We start from the raw sequence: 22115 nt of genomic DNA, 5'->3' as shown, positions 1-22115 counted from the left end.
GGAAAATTTACTGTGAACACTTCCTGTTCTTTTGGAGAAAGATTCTCGAAGTCTTTATTCGTGCGGAGAGTTTAATACCCCGATACTTGCGTCGTAATAAAGGGTATTAAAGCCGACTGCAACCACCTTATAGAACACACAGTGCGAAACGTTGAGCACTGTGCCCCGACGCAAGCGTCGGGGTTGTTGATTTATCATTGCGAATATCTTTTTTACAAATTCATTTTCAGAATCATCGGCTAAGTGAGCAATCGTTAAAATAGTTGCGCCGTCAAAATAATTCGGAAACATCTTTTAATCCTAAAAATCCCGTGTCAGGTCAAAAATTTCCAAGAGTTTTTCTTTATTGATAGATAGAGAAGGCGGTATTAAATCTAAAAGTTCTGTAAGAGCACAATAGATATCCTCTCTTTCTACTGTTTCAATAAAATATTTGCGTTTGTCCATCTTATTAAAGGCTTCAGTGTATGCCCTCACCAAAGCTTCGGCTGACTGTGCGGCTTCGCTTGGGGACATTTGTTCCAATTTGAGGATTTCGGCTCTTGTTTTTTTATATAAATCGGCCGCTTTCTTGGCATTCGCTGCAGAAATATTTTCCTGTCCGTCCCATGAGCGGAACGGATTGTCAAGGTTCTGCGCCAGCCATTCGGGTTTTCTCGGCTTTTGTATCCAGAGGTTAAGACCTCGTTCTGTTTTCTTTTTATACAGTTGTTTTGCTTTTTTTGCCGCATCCTCTGGCAAGCTGCTCATCCAAAACCAATGTAAGTTAGGTAAACGATCCGGCTCCGGAATGTCTTCGGCAGAAAAACCGAATAAATCAACCGTAGTAAAGCCCTCCAGTTTTGTAAACCGGGATAGCATAGAAAGGTTAGAAAGAATACCGGGTTTACCCCATAGCCGCAATTCCTTCAGCATCGGATATGCTTTTAAAATATCGGCTACATCAAGTTCTGTAATCTCTGAGCAATGCAGTTTGCCCAAGTCTTTTAGCCCCTGTATTTTAGGCACTATTTCAGTTGCTGTTAAAAGTAATAAAGCTCCGTTTTCAACAGCATGTATTTTACAGTTATTTGTTACTTCACCTAACAGAATAAGTTCTTCCAATTCGTTATTCAGATAAAGGTCTTCCACGCCGTTCATATCAATAGAAAGTTTGTGCAAATGCGCATTGGAAAAATCCAATCTTTTTTGCTGATGATTTTCAAGTACCAGCTCATCTAAAAACGGACATGATTGTAAATAGTCATATAAACCGATATGCCATTTTTTACATGCCAAATAGGATAAGCATGGAAAGGCTTTTAATTCCAGCACATTTTCAAAAGGAACATCATCATGTATGCGATGTCTGGAAACCGATATTTCTTTTCCGGCAAATATAATTTTTTCCTTACTGCTCTCCGCTTTTTTAAACGCATCTCTTTGCTCTTTAGGAATCTCCTGCCATTTAAGTTGACGATATACTTCATATCCGTTTCCCCAAAACATTGCATAGGTATTTGTGCTTTCATCGGTTAATGGCTGCATGTTACCGATTAACATATGGTTCGCAGGCACCATGATATCAACATTACAAAGATGCAGACCACGTTTCCAGTACATAAAGTCCTGATAAAGCGGCTTTAGTAAAGGTAATTCTTCCTCTTTGAGAGGCTGTTCACCCGACCAATCTAACCAGAGCAGCACTGCTTTCGGTTTTTTCTCACCTTCCTCTATCTTGGTTATTTGGCACGCAGTATATTTTTTTAAATGTGAATTATACACACAGTACACATCGCCGGTTTTAGCTTTCATAATTTATCCTTTTTTTTAATTATATTACAGTTTCCGTTCTTTGATAAGTTTATCAAAATATAATTTATCTACGCTTATCCATTCAATGCTTTCTTTCCCATTTTTATAATTGCGATATTGGAATATCATCTCATCCCTTGTTTGAAATAATGCATTCACAGTCCAATTTTTTTCTAAATCATCTATTTTACAATCAATAATAAGCTCATCAATTAATTCAAGTGCGGATAAGCCAAATACATAGCATTTCCCCTCAGTGGTACAAAATATTCCGAAACTATCATTGATTTTCTGTACATTGGATAATGAATCTTCTTTAAACAAAGAATATGTATTTTCAGCAATCGGCGTAAAATCCGAGGAAGAAATTTTAAAAAAAGCCGAACTGTAAAAATCAGCAAGAAAAGCATATTTATCGAAGCTAAACATATAAGATAAATTTTTAGGAAACTTATATATTATTTTCAGCTCATTATTGTTTAATTCTATGCAATAATCTTGGGATCCGTCCTGTCCTGCTGTAAAAGATACTACTATGCGATTATCTTCACTTAAACTTGTAAAAGCTATATCTGAATCGCTCAATTCATCTTCCAATTTTATAGAAGCAATTTTTTTTGCAGTTTCATCAAATGCGATTATGCTTACGCAATTTTCGTCCAGCCGTTTTGATGCCCAAATAATCTTATTTGTATGAGGAGATTGATAGATAATGTCAGCTTCGCAGCTTATTATTTTTTTAATCTCGGCACTTGGTTTCCTGTTGATGCCCTCTAAAAAACAATCTTTAGTTTTGCTATAGAATTTAACATAAATCATAGTTTGTTGCTTTCTCTCTAATCCTCATCTGTTTTGTAAGTGCCGATGAAGACAAATTTCTCGGGATTATTCTTAATGTAATCTATCAGTTTATCGTCAATGTCCTCGTTTTCATAGAAGAATTGTAACATTTCTAACCGCTAACTTTCCCAATCAATGGCTATGATCTTTGCATCTTCACCGAATTTTACGCAGAGTATTTCATCGCTTTCATCAGGCGCAATCGTAAAATCCATTGTGATATGCGGCCCTTCACTTTCAATCCATAAGCCGATATTGGTTATCTTCATTTTCGTTACAAACTCGGTAATATCAGTCGGTAAATCTTCCAGTCCGCATTCTTCAATATGAAAGTCGATATAGTAACTGTCATCTTTTAAATATGTTATCAGTGCTTTTCTTGCTTCTTTTATTTTATCGTCTATGTTCTCAAGAAACTGTGCATAAAGGTCGAGTATGCCGGTAGACAGTTCTACATTTTTGTCGAGCCAAAGCCATGTGTCTATCCCCTGAATCTCTTTTTCCCAAATTACTTCTACATCATCTGTTGTCGCAAGATTCAACTGACCGAAATATCGATGTTCCATTTTTTTCATAGTTTCACCTCCAATAAAAACTTTTTGTAGGTATATCAAAAAATGAAGCTTTTGTCTGTGGACACATGTACTGATAAATACTATATTATTTAATCTTTATGTGGAGGTTTATATGATGCCGACAAAAGAATGGATTGAAAAATATGAAAAAGTGAAGGAACTGCTTGTCATCGAATATATTTTCGTCGGATAAAAATAGCGATGTATTGGAAAGTTTTAGTGTAACAAAGATATTTTTATGGAGAATATGTGATGATTTATGCACTCAAAAACAAAGAAATGCCATGGACATCTTATGGGGAGGTGCTGTGGCAAGGAATTTATTATTTTGATAAGAAGAAAAAAGAACATTGTTTGTTGAGGACTGCGCCTTTTTGTCCCGAAATATACTTTTTAAATGAGATTTATTTAGAGCCGGCAATATTGGGAGAACCTGAAAATCCGGAAGAAGTGAGAGAAAAAATTTTATGGAGAGAGATATTAAAAGAAAAATCGGAGAGAATGTCTATTAAAGACTGGCAGAAATGGCACGGATTAAAGAATAAGGCACAAAAACTGATTGAAGGAATGGAAGATTTAAAGAGTGAAAATGCAAAAATGAGACGGAAAGAAAAAATATTGCTCTTGCTAAACCAAGCGAATGAAATTTATCCTTTGAATACAGAGAAATGGATGTATGGATTTTGGGGAGAAATATAAGGATTCCAATAATATCAGTAAGACGATTGATAAAAAAGGAAGATATAAATTACCTCATGGCAATAGATATGGAAAGGAAAAACTAAAGGACGAGCGGTACCCGCCTACGTATCCATCGAAATATCGAACCAATCGCTTTCTTCGGAAATAAGCCACTCAAGTCCGCGCCGCCGTTCCATTAAAACATCGGGATTTAAGTCTTTGATTTCCGTTTCCGGGCGGAGCCGCTTTTCCTCCGTTGCCCAATGGTAACGATAGTGAAGATCGAGCATATCCAGTATTTCTTCTATTCCGCGTAACTTACATTGTGCTTTAAACGCAGCTTTCCCATCGCTATCGCCAACCAGTTTTATCGCTCGTTCCACATCACAGATGTCATTCGGATAGGAAATATCTTCGACCAAGCCCAACGCCCACACAAGCGACCAATACGCTTCATAAGTCCAGCAGACATCGATGACATCCTGTTCGCTGTATGTTCCGTCAAAAAGTCGTTTTTCCTTTTCCAAAAGGCAGTCCGATACTTCGTAGTTTTTAAGCAAACGTAAAAACAGTTCCTTCGATTCTTCATATCCTTGCTCATTATGAATGTCTTCGGCCAATTGAATTGACAAAAGACATGCGATGGCTCTGTCGCATATTTCTTCAAGGCTTTTAAGCTTCGCCTCTTTTGATGATTCCACCAAGGGCAGCGCTTCCATACAGGCAATGCCCATTCCCTTTATTTTTGCATTCGATTTTTCACGCCGATCTTCAGGTCTTATGTACATAATAACGCTCCCATTTAACACACTATTATATCAAGAAATATGATTATTTACATCCGATAGAACAAGCACCTTAAAAACAGTATAATTGCGCAGATTGATGGAAGATATAAATAGAAATGTATGAGGATGGCGATGGATTTAATACATGATAGAGAAAGTAATATCCTTTTCAGCTTACATGATAGTAGGATAGAGAGTATCAAATTCAAAAACAAAATTTTAACATTAAAGCTTAATAAATTATTTCAATATACTGAAGGTGAAGAAAAAATATATTCCGGATCTGTTCTATTTTATGACTGCGATTTAGATGAATGTAATATTCTGATATTTGATAAGACAGTTTATGAAGGTGATTTTTCCGGAAAAGCCATTGGATTGAAAAAATATATTGAAGAATTTTCCAATGTAGAGTTTGAAATTTTGACAGAAGGCTACTATGGATTTAACACAACATATACGGGGTTGATTTGGGCAGATGGAAAAGAACCTGTATCCGCAATTATGTATATTTGGAATTCCGGAGATATGGTTTACCGGATTGAAAAATAATAAACATTTTATTAGTCGGGGAATGTGTTATACCTGGCATGGATAATGAGTCTAAAATTTATAATAGCTAGTGTTCCATAATATTATTTATTGCAATCGCCGTAGCGGTTTTTAAGATATTCTTATCTATGCTAAGTTCTTGTTCAGAATACTTTTGCCGCTTTTATTCTGCTTGCATACAAAATTAGAAATTTCTTTCATCAATATAACTTTTGTATATTATGGAACCCTAGACATGCTGTTTATTTGATATTCGGTTTAATTCCTATTGCTATGTCGCTGCCGGCATGGATTGCTGCAAAATGTTGGAGCCGCAAGGAGAAAGAAGCACAGCTTGAACTATATGCAGATCATGCCGTTTTGTATTGGAAAAATATAGAACATATAGTGCGAAACATTGAGCAATACTCACAAGCCGCATCGAGGTTGTTGATTATGGAAGGGCAGGGGAGGCAAGACCTTCAAAGTGTCCGCACGGCAGTGCCGGTGTTGTTTGAGATATTTGCTGCCTTGCTTTTTACTACATGGAAGGAATGCCGAGCCTGCTTATTCTCCCTTTCAGTGCATAAAAAACGGTAAGAAAGAACTCCATTCGCGGAGGCGGATCGCTTCTTCGATGTGAGCCGCGGCGATTACATCTTCCTGCGCAAGATCGGCAATGGTACGCGCAATCTTCAAAATTGCGTGACTCCCTCTTCCCGAAAGCTCTTTTTTTTCGGCATTATGGGTAAAAATACGCTCCGCCTCGCCGGTAAGCGGGCACAATGCCGATAGGGCTGACGGAGTCAAGTGTACGTTTTTGTAAGACAGCTGCGCTGCCGATTGCGCAGTACCGGCGAGGTTGAAGTCTACCGTCTTGTTGTGTACAGGTGTTTCCGCCGCTCCGCCGTTTAATCCTTTACGCAGATATGCGGCATACCGTTCTCTTTGTATGTTATCCGAAGCCGCGATTTTTTTACGCATATCGGCGGTATTGTAACACGGCTTTTCCGGCAGCCCGTATGCTTGAGGCGGAAACACCGGAATCCGCAAGTCGATGCGGTCAATCAGCGGAGCCGTCAGTTTTTTCCAGTATTGTTCAACCACGGCGGGCATACACGTGCATACCTTACCGTCTGCGCCGAGATTTCCGCATGGGCATGAGTTAAGCGCCATAAGCAGCTGGAAGCGGGCAGGGAAGGTAGATGTCCTTCCTGCACGGCTCAAAGTGACGGTACCCGTCTCCAGCGGCGCACGGAGCGTTTGCAGCACGGTTTGTTTAAACTGCACGGCTTCATCCAAAAAAAGCGTTCCGCCATGCGCAAGGGAAATTTCGCCGGGCATACACTTTCCCGCGCCGCCGATCATTCCTTCAAGGCTGGCATTCGGATGCGGCATTCTAAACGGCGGGCGTTTAATCCGCACATCATGACCGCGCATACTCGGTAAAAGACCTGCGATGCTATAGATATGGGTAACTTCTTCCGCCGTTTTCGGGTCTAGGTCGGGAAGGAGACTGGCAAACCGCTGCATCGAAAGCGTTTTACCGCAGCCCGGCGGTCCGTAGGCAAGCACGCTGTGTCCGCCTGCTGCCGCAATGTGCAAAGCTCGCACCAGTTCGCCTTGCCCGTACACCTCCTCAAAAAAGCCGCCCGTACCCGTATTTGCGGCGGCATCCGCTTGACTCGGTTCCGACCATGAAGCGGCTGTGGAAATCGAGTTGCCTGTGTGTCCGATAGCTTCCCGTGCCGGTGCGCCGCTGTTTTTGTCGCCGCCGTTTGATTCGCTATTGTTTTCCACACGCAGTTCCGCTTCAATCGCATAGAGGCATTCCAAAGCTTCCCGCAGCGTTTCAACACCGTATATGCGCACCCCCTGCTGGATACGGGCTTCCGCTTCATTTTCTTTTGGTACGATAAAGAACTCGATCCCAGCGGCAGATCCCGAAATCAAAGCTCCCAAGACACCCCGAACCGGACGCACCCGCCCTGATAGTTCCAGTTCTCCGATTACCATCACCGGTGTATCGAGCGCACAGTCTGCCTGTAATACCGCGAGTGCAATCGGCAGGTCAAACCCGCTGCCTTCTTTTTTCTGGTCGGCAGGGCTTAAATTGATCAGTATCCGTTCTTGCGGAAAAGGCAACTCGGAATTACTAATGGCAGCGCGCATCCGTTCCCGTGCCTCCTTCACCGCCGAACCCGGTAGCCCGACAATATCGACAATCGGTAGCCCGCGCCGCAAATCCGCTTCAACCTTGATAATCTCTCCCTCATAGCCGAAGGATGCAAAACTCATAATAGTCATGCTCAGCTCCTCATCCTGCGACCGTCTCATAAAAAACAAAACACGATGGTTGCAGTTTCTTAAAGGATATAGAGCACGAGCGGCAATTCGGCTAAAGATTTGAGGAAAAACTACCGTTTTTATGAAAATTTTTTGAGAAAATTTGCCGTTTCAGTATTGAGGGGGATTAAAAACGATGGGCTCCCATCTTCAAGACAGAATAATTCGTGTCAATCGGATACCTGTGTATGTTCTTTTTCTTTTATCAAGATAGTTCCGGTTGTGCCTTCGTTAAAGGCAAATGCTTTTGCGGCGGTATTTGCAGCAAAGCTTTTGCCTTCGATGGTAATTTCATCTTTTTGAGTAATCGTTACCGTTTCATTGGCAGGCGCCGATAAGAAGTTTTCTTTTTTTTTCCATATAAGGGCGGGGCTTCGGATCGAAAAATCATCTTTAATCAGTTGAAAGGATACCGTGCCGCCAAGCGAGTATTCTTCTGATTTCTCATCAATGTACAAGATACCCGTTTCGCCCTTCATAGACTCTTTTTGCGTTTTGTTATCGTACTGTACAAAGTTGATATGCTTGCCTGCCCAAATTTTTTCTTCATCATACATTTCGAGTTCTTGTGCATACACACTTAAATCGACGAGTGTATTTTCATATCGCTTTAACGTGACGTTTGTAAATATCATATCAGGTTGAGGCACCGTTTGCTCCGGCAGTTCCTGATAATTAAACGAGCACGCCGTGTAGATAAAGACAATAAGGACAGGCCACAGCTTCATTTATTCCGCATCGCTTCCGGTTGTTTCGATGACGGTTTCAGTCACGAGATCTTCTGCTTCCGGTTTACGGGAATAGCTGACGGAAAGATTCCTGCCGCGATATGGAAAATCATTGAGCTTTTCGATTATCTTATCCGCGTCTTCGTTCATGACTTGCACGAACGAGTAGTTGTCGAGGATACGGATATCGCCGATTCGCTCGCGGCTTATGTCTGCATTTTGGATAAGCAGGGTGATAATATCACGGGGAAAGACACGGCGGCTTCTACCGATGCTCATAAAAATACTGACCGATTCGGACGGATCAAGCATCGGGCGTTCTACCGGCGGACGGTCGGAAACATATCCTCGTGAACGATCTCCGAAGCGAGGGTTCGGACGTCGGCTATACGGTTTTGAGCGGGGAAAGGATGAGCCTTCATACTCTTTGATTAGATATGCAGCGATATAAGAACGCAGCGTAAATGGTACGTTCTTTCTAAAAATCTTACGATAAGCGTTAAGGACGTCAGGATCTTCTTCCGTCTTAACGGTTTCTACTACTTCTTTAAGAAATGCGGTGATTTGTTCTTCATTTAATGCGGGTGTATGTTTTACCACAATATTCTCCTCTTCAACTCAGCTCCGCCTCATCGGAGCATACATGTACTAAAAATAATTGATTATGACCGGATTGTCCGGCTCTATGGTGCGACAATACTGCCATAGATAGATAATTTACTCAAGGGTAGGTTTAATAAAATTAACCAAAATGTATATGTCCCTCTACCAATGAAATCGGTAGTTTCAAAGCTCCTTATCGGATATTGATATAAAAGCCGGTGATATATCGTATCCGCGCATCAGCCTCCGCCCAATACTTACTCTGAGGAAAGCTGTCTGTGAGCGTTTTATATGCGGCGAGAGCCAGTCTGATATTGCGTACGGAACTATTTAGTTCATACGCGCGCCCTTTTAAAAATAAACCTTCATCCAGTTTCTCTTCCGCGGTACCAAAGAAATTGTTCAGATATGCTAAGGCCGTGCCTGCGTCCGCAGCGGCGATTGCCGTGCGTGCCTTTTCGAGCAATTGGTCGGAGCTGAGTATTTCTTCATTTGCTGCTGTGGAGGCTTGTCCGGTTGAATCGCCGGTATTCTCCGCAGCTGCGGTTTCCACCATTTCGGCGGTCATAGCCTGCTCCGAAATTTTGCTTTGCGAATCGGCGCCCGCTGTTTGCGGTACTTCGGAGGCTGCTTGTGCCGTGTGTGGTGTCGTACCGCTTCCGGTGTTTGAGGTCGAATTGCTTGCCGACTGGGAAGCGGCTGATTGCGTATTCTTTTTAGCTTGTGCTTCTGCCGCATCCGAATCCGCTTCGGTTTGATAGTCAGGCGCTTTTACCATTGCTTTTGCCGCGGGTGAGCGGGCAGCGCTCACCGATACGGCTACCGCGTCGGTGATAAACTCATTGGTAAATACGTCAAAATAGGAGAAATGGAGTACATAATCGCCTTTTTTCTCCGCGGTAAACATAAAAATTGAATTTTCGTCCTGTAGTTTCCGCTGTTCATACTTTAACCCCGGTTGGGAGGTTTGCTCGCCGACATAGACCCAGCCATGTCCCGGATAGGTGAGTTCCAGCCGCTGCTTTTCTTCGACTGCAACCATGCGCGAAACCTTGGGCTTTTGTTCGGTTTCCGGTTCTTTTGAAAGCGCAACGGTGAATATTTGCGGAGAAAAAAAAAGGTCGAGCATCTCTTCGTGGAAGGTCGGCGGCGGTTCGTAACCGTGGCTGCCGCCCTGTTTTTCAAAATCGCTGATAAGATCCGCAAGCGTTGTTTCATACGCCGGTACATTCTGCTTTGCAGAAGTAGCCGACGTGTCTGCGGCCGCAGGCGGTACCGGTACGTTCTGCTCTGCAGAAGGGACGGGCGTGTCTGCGGCTACAAGCGGTACCGGTTCGCCGGAGGACGGAGTTGTCGGAATCTGCTCGGCGGCTGTATCTGCCGCTGCGGGCGGTGTTGTGTTCTCGGCTGCTGCAGTAGGCTCTGCCTCACCGGCGGTTTTTGTAGGGACAGACGTATCGGCGGCAGCAAGGGCAGGGGAGGCGGCCGCAGTCGAATCCTGCACGGTTGTCTTGCCACTATTTTCTTCGTTCTGTACAACTGCCTCGCTGCTGTTCTGTTTGGAATGCTGTGCAGCTGCTGTTACCGTTGGTTCGCTCTGTGCTTTCGCGGCGGTTTTATCTGCGGCAGTGTTCTTTTGACCGGCCGTTTTACCTGCGGTAGCTGCCGGAGTATGTTGCTTTTGAGATACGGCTGCGCCGCTGGTTGCCATATCTTTGTCGGCTCCTACTGCTTCCGATGCAGGCGTTCTTTTCTGCCGCTGGGATATGGTTGCGCCGGATACGGTATCGATTGTCGCACCCGATACCGCATCGGGCTGCATTGCCGGTTTTGACGGCTGTGTTTCTGCAGGTGCCGGCTGCGGAGACATTGTATTGCCGGTGTGAGAAGCCGATTCTGTAGCGGGTTGTTCTTGCCGAGAAGGAGTATCCTGCGGCTTTTCCGCAGCGGTCTTTGTCGTACAGGCAGTAACCGGTACGATGAGTAATATAAGAAGGATAAGGCAGGGCGGATAGATCGATTTTTTCACGGAACACTCTCCCATAATTTGTTCATTTGCCGCTCATTTATATCGTGCAGTTTTTGCATCTGCTCTGCATCAGGAATCGTATACCAATACTGCAAATCCGAATCAGTCCAGATTTTCTTTTGTTTGCGCGAATATTGTACCGGCGGAAGTTCAAGCGGCTCGTCGGGAAGCATAAAAATCACCGGATCGATTGAAATCATTACCTCATCGGGATCGACACTCGGCTTTTTTGTTCCGCTTAGTAAAATAATCACGGAAATAATCAACATGATAATCAGCAAACCGAGCGCAGAAGCTAGAACAATGAGCTTATGCGTCCGAATCGTTTCTATGATGTTCATCCGGCTGTTCCTCCTGAGTTGTATGTCGTCGTTTCGGCGGCCGCGACGGAATATAGATACCTTCTTCCGGCTCTACATCCTCTTCTATAAAAGTATCGGCATCTTCTTCCGCTTTCTCCTGCTTTAATAACTCAATATCATTATCCAATTTGATTGCAATGAGTTTGGAGACGCCTGATTCCTCCATTGTAACACCGAGCATGGTGTTTGCGCCGAGTACCGTTTTTTTGTTATGGGTGATGACGATATATTGGCTGACATTCGCAAAGCCGGACAGGGCGGTAACGAAGCGGCTGACGTTCTGCTCGTCAAGCGCAGCGTCTATCTCGTCCAAGAGACAGAACGGGGATGGTTTAACCATGTATGTTGCAAAAAGGAGCGCCACCGCCGTCATGGATTTTTCTCCGCCCGATAATAGACCGATATTCTCCAGCTTTTTCCCCGGAGGCTGCGCGAAAATCTCGATGCCCGATTCCAATACCTGCTTGGGATCGGTCAGCTTAATTTCCGCCCTGCCGCCGCCGAAGAGCCGCCTAAACATATTGTGAAAGTTCTTTTTGATCTTATTATAGGTTACAAGAAACAGCTCCGTAGACTCCGCCTTTATTTCATCCGTAATCCGCTGTAAATCAGAGCGGGCTTTATCAAGGTCGTTGATCTGTCCGGTTAAAAAATCGAATCGGGTCTTTACTTCTTGGAATTCTTCCGGAGCCATCAGGTTGACGCTGCCGAGGTCTTTCAGCTGTTTGCGCAACTCGGCAAGTTCCGTCCGTAAATCCATCGGGGAAGCGGTGATTTTATACATCCGCTCTTCAAATTCCATCAATTCACGCGAATGGGTTTCTCTAAAATTGTCTTTGACGTTTTTGATTTCGATTTCAAGAGTTGCCGTATCGACATAATATTTTTCGATAAGCGAATTATGCTTGGCAAGTTCCGCATTGAGCGTTTTCAGCGTCCCTTCATTGCTCGAAAGTTCGTTATTGCGGGACGCGATTTCTTTTTCCAACTGCTCGAGCGCTTCGGTCAACTGCCGCCCCTTGCGGTCAATCGATGCGATTTCTCCTTCGATTTCGAGGAGCTGTTCTTTTACCTCGTCAAAGCGTTTTTGCTCCGTGTACAGCTCGTTTTCAAGTTCGCGGAGCGCGTTTTGCTGTACCGTCAATTCTTTCCGCAAAAACGCCGCTTGCTGCTCGGCTGCGTCGGATTCCGCCTTCATCTTTGTTTTATGGATACGGAGGTCTTCCAGCGTTTTCCGGTACTCGTTTATTTTTACCGCAAGCTGCTCGTTTTCGGTATGCAGATTCGCGATTTTGTTCCGCTTTTCTTCTATTGTATTTCGATTAGCTTCTATTGCCGCATCGATACTGCGCTTTTGAGTGATAATACCTTCCGGCGCTAAAAAATCGTCGATAAAGCTTGCGGAAGATTTTTTGTATTCCTGCAAATACGTTTCCAGCGATTCCGTTAAACCGAGCAGCTCCGTGAACGATTGTACGGCATTTTGCGCAAACTGCGCAGTCTCTTTTTCAGTATGATCGCTTAACGCGGCAAAGTCCGAAAAGATATTCTTGCGGCCGTTTAACAGCACCTTGATTTGGCTGATGCAGTCAAAAACCTGTTGTTCCAGTTTGCCGCGTCCCTGCGCCGAATAACCTGCTGCGGAAAGGTTCTTATCCAGTTCCGTAACGATGTCTTCGGTGATGGCGCGGAGTTCGGTTTCCATACCGGCGCGTTTTTTATCGAGTTCTTCAATCTGCTCCTGCAGCGTCATACGGGTAGTGTCGTTATCGGTAATTTTTTGCGACGCAAGCCGGAGACTTTCTTCAAAGTCGTCGATGTTTTTTTGAATATCCTGCACCTTCTTTTTAAAGTCGTGCACCTTCGCATCCTGCTCTCCGGCGTCCTCTTCAAGGTTTTCGATACGCTCTTCGAGCCCCGTCTTGCGCAGCTCCAGCTGACCGAGTTTGGTTTTCAGCTCGGTTTGCCGCTCCGCCTGTAAACGCGCCTGATTTTCCTTTCCGCGCTTTTCGATGGCAAGTCCGTAAATCTCTTTTTGATGTTCGTCGAGCTTTTTTTCCAAGCTGTTGACTTCGTCCATGTTCTCGGAAAGCATCGTATGGATGGAATCGATTTTGGTCTGTACATCATCGCGCTTAGCTTTGGCTTCTTTTATGCTTTCCTCGCGCTGTGCGTAGTCATCGGTGAATTTTTTAAGGCGCAACAGTTGGATATCGAGGTCGTGTTCAAAGATGGCATCCCGCAGCGACCGGTGCTTGACGGTTTTTTCCGCCTGTACTTTCAGAACATCGTAGGAGCGGCGTACCTCTCCCAATACGCCTTCCACTTGACGCATATTTTCTTCGGTCTTTTGCAGTTTTCGCTCCGCTTCGGCGCGGCGTACTTTAAACCGTGTAATACCGGCGGCCTCTTCAAACAAATAGCGGCGGTCTTCCGGCTTGCTGGAAAGAATTTGGTCGATCTTTCCCTGCTCCATGACTGAATACGCCGCCTTTCCGACACCCGTATCCCAAAAAAGCTCCCGCAGCTCTTTGAGCCGCACCGGCGTATTATTGATAAAATATTCGCTTTCTCCCGACCGGTAGAGCCTGCGCTTTATGGCAATTTCACTTACTTCAAGATTTAACAATCCGTTTTCGTTGCTGATAGTCAGCGTAACTTCCGCCACATTGAGCGCCTTCCGCGACTCGGTGCCGTTAAAGATAACGTCTTCCATCTTCTCCGCACGGAGCGTTTTTGACGCCTGCTCACCCAGTACCCACTTCATCGCATCGACGACATTGCTTTTACCGCAGCCGTTCGGGCCGAGCAAGGCGGTAATACCTTCCGCAAACTCTATCCGCGTCCTATCCGCAAACGATTTAAATCCGAATATTTCAAGACTTTTAAGAAACACCCTGTCTATTAACTCCTCAAGAACGTGCCGTTTCCCATTAAACCTGCTCGGAAACTTCCGTTTCTGAACAGGTTACCTTGAAATGCGATGTTCTAAATCGTGCTATTTGTGCGATTTAGAACTCGTCGACCTGTTCGACAACGAAGTTATTGAACAGGCTTATTCATTCAAGGTAATCGACAACCTTTTGCATTTTATACTTTTTTAGGGAGATTGTGAACATCCGTTCGAAGGAAATTTTAGGCGCTAAGGATGGTTTTATCTTATGATGCTCTGCGGCGAGGTATATTGATTGCGGAAGCCCTCATAATATGTTATAGTGGCGCTCATGATGAAAGCTCGTTTTATTTTTATTACCGGCGGAGTTGTTTCTTCCCTTGGAAAAGGCATTACCGCCGCATCTATCGGACTTTTGCTGAAAAGCAGAGGTTTTTCGGTTATCAATCAAAAGTTTGACCCTTATCTGAATATCGATCCGGGAACGATGAATCCCTATCAGCATGGAGAAGTTTTTGTAACGGAGGACGGCGGAGAAACCGACCTCGATCTCGGTCATTACGAACGGTTCACCGATGTTGCTTTACATAAATTCAACAGTCATACTGCCGGAAAAGTGTATCTTTCCATATTAGATCATGAACGGGCTGGAGACTATTGCGGAGCGACCGTACAGGTTATCCCGCATGTTACCGACGAAATTAAACACCGCATTATGCAAACGGCGGAGCAAACCGGCAGCGATATCGTTATTACGGAAATAGGCGGTACTGTCGGCGACATCGAATCGCTCCCTTTTATAGAAGCAATTCGGCAAATCCGGAACACGGTCGGCAGGGAACATTGCCTTTTTATCCACCTCGGCCTTTTACCGTACCTAAAAGAATGCGGCGAGCTTAAAACCAAGCCCATGCAGCATAGCGTTAAAGAGCTGCTCGGCTTCGGGATTCAGCCCGATATCATTATGTGCCGCAGCGAAAAACGGCTCAGCAAATCCATTCGTGAAAAGCTCAGCCTTTTTTGCAATGTCAGTCAAGACGCCATTATCGAAAATCTTACTGCAAAGTCTATCTACGAAGTTCCGCTGATGCTGGAAGAAGGGAACCTCGGTAAAAAAAAATCTGCGAGCTTTTCAATATTCCCAATCGAGAGCCCGATTTGCAGTCATGGAAGGAAATGGTTGAATCCTACTATCATCCCGAAAGAGAAGTAACGGTTGCGCTTGTCGGTAAATACACCGAGCTGCCCGATGCGTATTTAAGCGTAAGCGAAGCGCTGACCGCTGCCGGGGTCTATCACCGCGCACGTGTAAAGCAGCTGTGGATTGACGCAGCGAAGATTACGGATGCTGCAAAGGCTGAAGAGCTGTTAAAGGATGCGCAGGCGATTATCGTCCCGGGCGGTTTCGGTGAACGCGGTATTGAAGGGATGGTACTCACTGCGGAATATGCGCGTACCAAGGGCGTTCCCTATTTCGGTATTTGCCTTGGAATGCAGATTGCCGTTATCGAATTTGCCCGCCATGTACTCGGGTTGGAACGCGCACATTCCTCCGAGTTTATCAAGAATTGTGAACCCGTCATCGACTTGATGCCCGACCAAAAAGATGTACAGCTTGGCGGTACGCTCAGGCTCGGTTCTTTCCGCTGTATGGTTGCGGAGAACAGCAAGGCGGAGCAGGCTTATAAAATGCACGAAATTCGCGAGCGCCATCGGCACCGCTATGAATTTAACAATTTGTACCGCAGCCGGTTTGAAAACACCGACATGCTGCTTTCGGGAATCAACCCCGAGCGTAATTTGGTGGAAATCGTCGAGCTGAAAAATCATCCGTGGTTTTTAGCGGTGCAGTTTCATCCCGAATTTGCCTCCCGTCCGAATAAGCCGCATCCGCTATTCCGTGACTTTATCGGAGCGGCGCTGGCGCGAATGTAAGGCAATTGCCGTATGCTCTTCCAACTGTCGATGTTTTTAGCGTTTTATACGCCGTGGTTTTGGTTCGGTATCGCCGTTATTTGTGCAGTTATCGAGGGGATGACGCTCGGTTTAACGACCGTGTGGTTTGCGCTCAGCGCCGTGCTGATGATTTTCATTTCTATGTTGCATCCGCCGTTTTATGTGCAGTGCGTTCTGTTTGCGCTCGTTGCATTGCTGCTGCTCTTTTTTACCCGCCCCATTGCGCTGAAATTTTTGCATACCAAACGGGAAAAAACCAATGCGGACAGCCTTATCGGTAAAAAAGCCGTCGTGCTACAAACCATTACCGAATGGGAAAAGGGGCAAGTTAAAATCAACGGCGTTGTGTGGACGGCTGCTTCGGTTAACGGCACGGCGCTACCTGTCGGAGAGGAGTGTATCATCGAAAGGATAGAGGGTGTTACCCTGATTGTAAAAGAAACGGATGCCTCTGAAAATCGAAACGTTTAGAGACGCCTAACGAGAGCCTAAATATAATAGAGAGGTTTTACTATGTGGATTGCTTTTGCATTAATCGTATTCGTACTCATTCTGCTTATTTTGAATATCAGAATTGTACCGCAGTCTCAGTCGTTTATTATCGAACGGCTTGGCGGCTATTTCCAGTCATGGGAGGTCGGTCTGCACGTTAAGATGCCGTTTGTCGATCGAATCGCCAATAAGGTGTCGCTTAAGGAACGGGTGCTCGATTTTAAGCCGCAGCCGGTTATTACGAAAGACAACGTTACCATGATGATTGACACGGTTATTTATTTTCAGATTACCGACCCGAAACTCTATACCTACGGCGTTGAAAACCCGATGAATGCGATTGAAAATCTGTCGGCGACCACGCTGCGGAATATTATCGGTGAATTGGAACTTGACGGTACGCTGACAAGCCGCGATGTTATCAATACTCGTATGCGCAGCATTTTGGACGAGGCAACCGATCCCTGGGGGATTAAGGTAAACCGCGTAGAAGTAAAGAATATCATTCCCCCTGAATCCATTCAGGAAGCGATGGAAAAACAGATGCGTGCAGAACGTGAACGGCGCGAGGCCATCCTCATCGCAGAAGGACAAAAGCAGTCCTCCATTCTGGTGGCGGAAGGAAAAAAGGCGTCGATGATTTTACAGGCAGAAGCGGAAAAAGAATCCGCTATATGCAGAGCGCAGGGTGAGGCTGAGGCGATTTTAGCTATCCAAAAAAGCAACTGCCGAAGGTTTGAATCTTATTAAGAATGTCGGCGCCGACCCTGCACTGATTAAACTGCGCAGCTTGGAAGCCTTTGAAAAAGTAGCCGACGGAAAATCGACGAAAATTATTATTCCTGCTGATATTCAGAATATGGCAGGGCTTGTGTCAAGTATTGCGGAAGTTATCAAATAAGAATCGAAAGAAGCCGAATTATTGTAATGTGTTACCGCAGTCATTTTGTTAAAGGGCTTTGTATTTTCTTGTGTGCCGTTGTTTCTCTTTGTGCCGTTTCGTGTGGGAAAGAAAAAACGGGGAACTTGGAGCGCAAACAACTTTTTTCAATTAAATACGGAAATTTTGAAGATCAGCTCGATTTATTTCAGCTGGCAAGTCCGTATGTCCGTCCCGACAGTCAGTTGGTCATGGATGATGGTATTTTTTACTTAAGCAATTCAGGCGCGGGAAAAATTATGAAATTGACGTCTTTCGGTGATTTGCTTGCGCTGTATTATAATCCCGAAAAGAATCCCCGCCCGACATTTATCGACGCCGATCAAGCGGATAAAATTATGACTCGCCGTGCCGTGCCGTATCCGCTGAATCATCCGACCTATCTTGCCGTAACGCCGAACAAGCACTTGTTTGCCGTCGATACGGTCAACGAAGAACGTATTGAATACGATCAAACGGAGAATCTTGCGTTACGCGATACGGTCATTCATTTTAATGAGACCGGTGAATTTGTTGATACCGTCGGACAAGAAGGAGTCGGCGGTACGCCGTTTCCACCTATCGAAGGACTGTATGCGGATTCAAACAATGGTCTTATTGTAGTATGTCGAACGGAAACCGGTATCAGGGTGTACTGGTATGACAATACGGGCGGTTTGCTGTACAAAATTCCTATTGCATTTAGCGGATTGCCGTCGCCTTACACCAACGATGTAAAACTATTTTCGAGCCTTGATAAGGCTGTTCCCGATTTTACGGCAAAGAAGCTGCATATTAAAGTCGATTATTACCGTGAAGATATCGATACGGATATCAATGTGAGCGCCGGAATCAGTTATGATAAAAGCTGCCTTTATACGTTCAATATTGAAGAGAGGCAGTACGAGCGGACGGTGGATATTGCGCCGTATGAGGATACGGAAGACACGAATACCGGTACCCGGCACATTAAAAAAGTGTATGGGTTGCTCGGTGTAACCGCAAATAATTGGTGCTTGTTGACGACACCGCGTTCCGACGGATATATCCTCGAACTAATCAATTTACATTCAAATAAAATACATACGCGAACATTGGCCGTCTCCCCGGATGAATTAGTGTATAACGCTTTCCATCTTTCTTCCGATGGTATCTTATCGGCGCTCCTTGCAGGGGACAAGCAGGCGAACATCGTTTGGTGGAAGACAACCGAAATTACCGGAGCGTCAAAAAATGAATAACCAACCGGATTCACGGGATGAGGGAAGTTCGTATCTCCGCTATGACCGAAGTGAGCGTTTAAAGCGTGCGCCGGAAGCGGTGCAGCAAATGTACGAGCCCGACTACATCAAAAAAATGAGTCTTCTTAAAAGCCTTACCGCAACTCGTTCAACCCGATCTATGCTGTTTGCTATTGTTGCCGTTTTTGCCCTCACCTTTGCATCATTTTTATTTAAAACCGATCGGCAGTCAGGAAAAATTGAGGGAGTTCCGGTTAAATTGGAATATTTAACGCAGCAGGAACATCTCTATGTGAATATTTCGTTCGCAGCCACGGAACAAAGCGATGACTATGCGCTGCCGCTTACCGTCCGTATCACTGCGGCGAACCGCGATACGGAACAGAAGGAAACAAAAGCCGTCGAAGTGATTTACATCGGCAGTACTTTAAGCGTACCGATTCAGTTTCCTGCCCATACGTATAAACAATTGGAAGCGGTTGTGCTCGCAGACGGTAAAGCGCTGTCATTGCGGAGTGCAATAAAAAAATGAAGATTGCAGTAGGTTTAAGCGGAGGGGTAGATTCTAGCGTTGCCGCAAAGCTTCTGATAGAAGAGGGACATGACGTGTGTGGTGTTACGCTCCGCTTGCTGGATGAACAGACTTCCATCGCGAAGGAACAATCCGAGCGGATTATCGAAGAAGCGGCGCAGGCAGCGCGGCTTCTCGGTATTCCGCACCGTGTCTACGACTTCCGTACCGAATTTCAAAAGCAGATTATCGATTATTTTATAAAAAGCTACCGCAGCGGAGAAACGCCGAATCCCTGTTACATTTGCAATAAGCAAATTAAATTCGGGTTACTGATGGAGCAGGCATTACGAGAAGGGTTCGATGCGGTTGCAACCGGTCATTATGCCAAAGTATTTCAGAAGCCGTCCGGCCGGTATGCGTTGGAGCAGGGTGCCGATGCGCAGAAAGATCAAAGCTATTTTTTGGCCTTGTTGAGTCAAGAGCAGTTAAGCAGGACGTTTTTCCCGCTTGCGGAATTGACGAAGCCGGAGGTTCGCCTTATTGCGGAAAGGGGCGGATTGGTCAATGCACATAAGAGCGATAGCCAAGATATTTGCTTTGTGCCGGACGGTGACTACACGGCAGTAATCGAAGCATTGGCGCCCGATGCTTTTCCCGAAGGAGATTTTATCGACATCGATGGCGCCAAGGTCGGCACGCACCGCGGCTTGCACCGTTATACCATCGGGCAGCGGCGGGGGCTTGCTTTGCCGTTCGGCTATCCGATTTACGTGGTTGAAAAATCGGCAGAGCATAATACGGTTACCGTCGGTGCGGGGGATGCCCTTCTTGCCGCCGCCTGTTCGGTGCGGGAAGTAAACTGGATTGCCGAAATGCCGCAGGAGCCTTTTTACGCAGAGGTTAAAACACGATACCGGCAGCAGCTGAAAAAAGCCTGTATTGAACCGATCGGCACAAGCCGAGGCCGCATCGTTTTTACCGAACCCGAACGGGCGGTTGCGCGCGGGCAAGCCGCTGTATTTTATTGCGGGAGTAGGGTAGTCGGCGGCGGTATTATCGACGGCGTGGAAGCCTGCGACTGATAGTTACTCCCGAAGAATCAAAGGATAAACGAGTGGAAACCTCTAAAAACTGCGCCGATAGGCTTGATATTTTTAGAGGTTCCCTAAGTTTTTTTAATCTTATAATGTTAAGAATGCTCCCGGGCCGAGCGGTAAGCCGGTTACATACCAGATAATCATCAAGCCGAGCCATGAAAGCAGGAACGCGATTGAATACGGCAACATTATCGATATCAATGTTCCAAGACCGGAATCCTCATCATATTTTTTCATAAAGACGACGATCATCGCAAAGTAGCTCATCAGCGGAGTGATGATATTGGTGCTGGAATCTCCGATACGATATGCAACCTGCGTTAAAGCCGGTGAAAGGCCGAGGTTTACCATCATCGGTACGAAGATCGGCGCCATAATTCCCCATTTTGCAGAGGCGGAACCGATAAAGAGGTTCAAGAACGCGGAAATAATTACGAATGCGATGATAAGCGGTAAGCCGGTAAACCCGATGCTCTTTAAAAAGTTAGCGCCGTTTACGGAAAGAATGGTTCCAAGGTTTGTTTTACCGAAGTAGCTGACGAACTGCGCTGCAAAGAATGCCAGTACAAGGTAGCCGGCCATTGAGCTCATACCGTGTGTCATCCCTTTTACGAGGTCTCCGGAGTTTTTAATTTTTCCCAAGGTTTTACCGTATACTAAGCCGGGTACCAAGAAAAGAATTAAAATAACGGGGAGCAAGCCGCCGTGCATAAAGTTGCTGAGAGAACTAACGCCTGTTTTGGGATTCACTTCGCTTAAGATAGCGAGGGACGGAAGACCGGGTAAGCCGAACATCCCGATAACGAGTATGACCACCATAATCAGAATGGCAATACCGGCACGCTTTAATCCCTTGGTTTCTTCTGCGGAAACGGGCATATTATCCGGCTGATAGGTGCCGTGGTATTCGCCTAAGTTCTTTTCTACGATCTTTTCGGTTACCAAGGTTCCGATAATTGTCAACAAGAATGTCGATACGATCATAAAATACCAGTTACAGGTAGGATCAAGCGGGATGTCCATACCGGCATTATGGAGCGCTTCGATCGTGATACCGGTTAAAAGCGGGTCGGTAGTTCCCAGCAAGAGGTTTGCAGAGAAACCGCCTGAAACACCGGCAAAGGCTGCGGCAAGACCTGCGAGCGGGTGCCGTCCTGCATTTGCAAATACGATAGCGCCAAGCGGAATAACTACAACGTAACCGGCATCGGACGCAATGTTACTCATAATACCGGCAAAAACGACAACAGCAGTTAACAGCCGGGGATTAATATTGGTAAGGAGCTTTTTCAGTGAGGTGTTGATAAGCCCTGTCCACTCGGCAACGCCGATACCGAGCATTGCGACCAATACCGTACCGAGCGGCGCAAAACCGGTAAAGTTTTTTGTTGCGCTGTTTAAAATATAGCGAAATCCGTCGACATTCAAAAGCGAAAGAGCCTTTATCGTTACTTCCTGCCCTTTTTTTGCGTCAAAGTAAGTAACCGGCGCACCGACAGCCGCTACAATAGCGGAAATAAAGACAACGATAATGCTGAGGATAAAGAATAACATCGCCGGATGGGGCAGCTTATTTCCAATCCTTTCAACGCCTTTGAGAAATCCTGAGACTTCCTTGTTCTTTTTTGTACTCATAAGAACTCCTAGAAAATGGTTTTCGCATACTAGAATGCGATAATACCTTCAATTATATATGATGATTTCCATATTGGCAAATATAAATTTT

Annotated in this window: 19 protein-coding genes and 2 pseudogenes; 9 read left to right on the top strand and 12 right to left on the bottom strand. The window is 45.2% G+C overall.

Going from position 1 to position 22115, the window contains the following annotated elements:
• Nucleotides 1–54: 54 nt before the first annotated feature.
• From GWP40_RS09330 to GWP40_RS09315, 4 genes are all read right to left on the bottom strand, one after another.
• Nucleotides 55–291 carry a hypothetical protein gene (locus GWP40_RS09330; RefSeq protein ID WP_016523694.1) on the bottom strand — a complete coding sequence of 79 codons (237 nt, stop codon included), beginning with the start codon at nt 289–291 and terminating at the stop codon, nt 55–57.
• A gap of 9 nt (nt 292–300) precedes the next feature.
• On the bottom strand, nt 301–1794 hold the full coding sequence (locus GWP40_RS09325; RefSeq protein ID WP_212565112.1) for a gliding motility protein: 1494 nt from the start codon (nt 1792–1794) through the stop codon (nt 301–303).
• A 24-nt stretch (nt 1795–1818) separates the two neighbouring features.
• Nucleotides 1819–2613: a hypothetical protein gene (locus GWP40_RS09320; protein WP_212565111.1), complete on the bottom strand. Its 795-nt coding sequence runs from the start codon at nt 2611–2613 to the stop codon at nt 1819–1821.
• Between the two features lie 140 nt (nt 2614–2753).
• The gene (locus GWP40_RS09315) at nt 2754–3209 is read right to left on the bottom strand and encodes a DUF2004 domain-containing protein (RefSeq protein WP_212565110.1); all 456 of its coding nucleotides are present in this window, start codon (nt 3207–3209) and stop codon (nt 2754–2756) included.
• Nucleotides 3210–3461: 252 nt separating this feature from the next.
• On the opposite strand from GWP40_RS09315, the gene GWP40_RS09310 reads away from it, so the two are divergent.
• The gene (locus GWP40_RS09310; protein ID WP_212565109.1) at nt 3462–3908 is read left to right on the top strand and encodes a hypothetical protein; all 447 of its coding nucleotides are present in this window, start codon (nt 3462–3464) and stop codon (nt 3906–3908) included.
• Between the two features lie 104 nt (nt 3909–4012).
• Here the strand turns inward: GWP40_RS09310 and GWP40_RS09305 are convergent, their stop codons facing one another.
• Nucleotides 4013–4678: a DUF4272 domain-containing protein gene (locus tag GWP40_RS09305; protein WP_212565108.1), complete on the bottom strand. Its 666-nt coding sequence runs from the start codon at nt 4676–4678 to the stop codon at nt 4013–4015.
• A 132-nt stretch (nt 4679–4810) separates the two neighbouring features.
• On the opposite strand from GWP40_RS09305, the gene GWP40_RS09300 reads away from it, so the two are divergent.
• Entirely contained in the window at nt 4811–5230 is a 420-nt protein-coding gene (locus tag GWP40_RS09300) for a hypothetical protein (RefSeq protein WP_212565107.1), read from the top strand.
• 246 nt (nt 5231–5476) lie between these two features.
• Nucleotides 5477–5809, top strand: a complete 333-nt coding sequence (locus GWP40_RS09295; protein WP_212565106.1) for a hypothetical protein — start codon at nt 5477–5479, stop codon at nt 5807–5809.
• On the opposite strand, the gene GWP40_RS09290 is transcribed toward GWP40_RS09295, so the two are convergent.
• From GWP40_RS09290 to GWP40_RS09265, 6 genes are all read right to left on the bottom strand, one after another.
• On the bottom strand, nt 5789–7516 hold the full coding sequence (locus tag GWP40_RS09290; RefSeq protein WP_212565105.1) for a YifB family Mg chelatase-like AAA ATPase: 1728 nt from the start codon (nt 7514–7516) through the stop codon (nt 5789–5791). The two genes, GWP40_RS09295 and GWP40_RS09290, sit on opposite strands and share 21 nt — an antisense overlap.
• 209 nt (nt 7517–7725) lie before the next feature.
• A complete protein-coding gene (lptC, locus tag GWP40_RS09285) occupies nt 7726–8283 on the bottom strand; it encodes an LPS export ABC transporter periplasmic protein LptC (protein WP_212565104.1) in 558 nt (185 codons plus the stop codon).
• Nucleotides 8284–8883 (bottom strand): DbpA RNA binding domain-containing protein, encoded by a 600-nt coding sequence (locus GWP40_RS09280; RefSeq protein ID WP_212565103.1) that lies wholly within the window; start codon nt 8881–8883, stop codon nt 8284–8286.
• Nucleotides 8884–9079: 196 nt separating this feature from the next.
• On the bottom strand, nt 9080–10915 hold the full coding sequence (locus GWP40_RS09275) for an outer membrane protein assembly factor BamD (RefSeq protein ID WP_212565102.1): 1836 nt from the start codon (nt 10913–10915) through the stop codon (nt 9080–9082).
• Complete coding sequence (locus tag GWP40_RS09270; RefSeq protein WP_162663533.1) at nt 10912–11256, bottom strand: hypothetical protein; 345 nt, start codon at nt 11254–11256, stop codon at nt 10912–10914. Before GWP40_RS09270 ends, GWP40_RS09275 begins: the two co-directional genes overlap by 4 nt.
• Nucleotides 11225–14173 (bottom strand): chromosome segregation SMC family protein, encoded by a 2949-nt coding sequence (locus GWP40_RS09265; protein WP_212565101.1) that lies wholly within the window; start codon nt 14171–14173, stop codon nt 11225–11227. Before GWP40_RS09265 ends, GWP40_RS09270 begins: the two co-directional genes overlap by 32 nt.
• Nucleotides 14174–14504: 331 nt before the next feature.
• Here GWP40_RS09265 and GWP40_RS09260 point away from each other — a divergent pair.
• From GWP40_RS09260 to mnmA, 6 genes and pseudogenes are all read left to right on the top strand, one after another.
• Nucleotides 14505–16105, top strand: a pseudogene (locus GWP40_RS09260) (CTP synthase).
• Between the two features lie 12 nt (nt 16106–16117).
• Entirely contained in the window at nt 16118–16597 is a 480-nt protein-coding gene (locus tag GWP40_RS09255) for an NfeD family protein (protein ID WP_212565100.1), read from the top strand.
• A gap of 42 nt (nt 16598–16639) precedes the next feature.
• Nucleotides 16640–17519, top strand: a pseudogene (locus GWP40_RS09250) (SPFH domain-containing protein).
• 26 nt (nt 17520–17545) lie between these two features.
• On the top strand, nt 17546–18778 hold the full coding sequence (locus GWP40_RS09245; RefSeq protein WP_212565099.1) for an LIC_12708 family protein: 1233 nt from the start codon (nt 17546–17548) through the stop codon (nt 18776–18778).
• Nucleotides 18771–19310: a hypothetical protein gene (locus tag GWP40_RS09240; RefSeq protein ID WP_212565098.1), complete on the top strand. Its 540-nt coding sequence runs from the start codon at nt 18771–18773 to the stop codon at nt 19308–19310. The genes GWP40_RS09245 and GWP40_RS09240 overlap by 8 nt, the downstream gene beginning before the upstream one ends.
• Nucleotides 19307–20374 carry a tRNA 2-thiouridine(34) synthase MnmA gene (gene mnmA / locus GWP40_RS09235; protein WP_212565097.1) on the top strand — a complete coding sequence of 356 codons (1068 nt, stop codon included), beginning with the start codon at nt 19307–19309 and terminating at the stop codon, nt 20372–20374. The genes GWP40_RS09240 and mnmA overlap by 4 nt, the downstream gene beginning before the upstream one ends.
• 99 nt (nt 20375–20473) lie before the next feature.
• On the opposite strand, the gene GWP40_RS09230 is transcribed toward mnmA, so the two are convergent.
• On the bottom strand, nt 20474–22024 hold the full coding sequence (locus tag GWP40_RS09230; RefSeq protein ID WP_212565096.1) for an AbgT family transporter: 1551 nt from the start codon (nt 22022–22024) through the stop codon (nt 20474–20476).
• Between the last annotated feature and the right edge of the window lie 91 nt (nt 22025–22115).

Source organism: Treponema vincentii (assembly GCF_018336815.1).
Lineage (GTDB): Bacteria > Spirochaetota > Spirochaetia > Treponematales > Treponemataceae > Treponema.
The sequence above is the reverse complement of the archived record's forward strand: the minus strand, read 5'-3'. Positions and strand labels throughout refer to the sequence as shown.

Coding starts and splice junctions, on each gene's coding strand:
- GWP40_RS09330 (WP_016523694.1), bottom strand. CDS start 291: ATGTTTCCGAATTATTTTGACGGCGCAACTATTTTAACGATTGCTCAC.
- GWP40_RS09325 (WP_212565112.1), bottom strand. CDS start 1,794: ATGAAAGCTAAAACCGGCGATGTGTACTGTGTGTATAATTCACATTTA.
- GWP40_RS09320 (WP_212565111.1), bottom strand. CDS start 2,613: ATGATTTATGTTAAATTCTATAGCAAAACTAAAGATTGTTTTTTAGAG.
- GWP40_RS09315 (WP_212565110.1), bottom strand. CDS start 3,209: ATGAAAAAAATGGAACATCGATATTTCGGTCAGTTGAATCTTGCGACA.
- GWP40_RS09310 (WP_212565109.1), top strand. CDS start 3,462: ATGATTTATGCACTCAAAAACAAAGAAATGCCATGGACATCTTATGGG.
- GWP40_RS09305 (WP_212565108.1), bottom strand. CDS start 4,678: ATGTACATAAGACCTGAAGATCGGCGTGAAAAATCGAATGCAAAAATA.
- GWP40_RS09300 (WP_212565107.1), top strand. CDS start 4,811: ATGGATTTAATACATGATAGAGAAAGTAATATCCTTTTCAGCTTACAT.
- GWP40_RS09290 (WP_212565105.1), bottom strand. CDS start 7,516: ATGACTATTATGAGTTTTGCATCCTTCGGCTATGAGGGAGAGATTATC.
- lptC (WP_212565104.1), bottom strand. CDS start 8,283: ATGAAGCTGTGGCCTGTCCTTATTGTCTTTATCTACACGGCGTGCTCG.
- GWP40_RS09270 (WP_162663533.1), bottom strand. CDS start 11,256: ATGAACATCATAGAAACGATTCGGACGCATAAGCTCATTGTTCTAGCT.
- GWP40_RS09255 (WP_212565100.1), top strand. CDS start 16,118: ATGCTCTTCCAACTGTCGATGTTTTTAGCGTTTTATACGCCGTGGTTT.
- GWP40_RS09245 (WP_212565099.1), top strand. CDS start 17,546: ATGTGTTACCGCAGTCATTTTGTTAAAGGGCTTTGTATTTTCTTGTGT.
- GWP40_RS09240 (WP_212565098.1), top strand. CDS start 18,771: ATGAATAACCAACCGGATTCACGGGATGAGGGAAGTTCGTATCTCCGC.
- mnmA (WP_212565097.1), top strand. CDS start 19,307: ATGAAGATTGCAGTAGGTTTAAGCGGAGGGGTAGATTCTAGCGTTGCC.
- GWP40_RS09230 (WP_212565096.1), bottom strand. CDS start 22,024: ATGAGTACAAAAAAGAACAAGGAAGTCTCAGGATTTCTCAAAGGCGTT.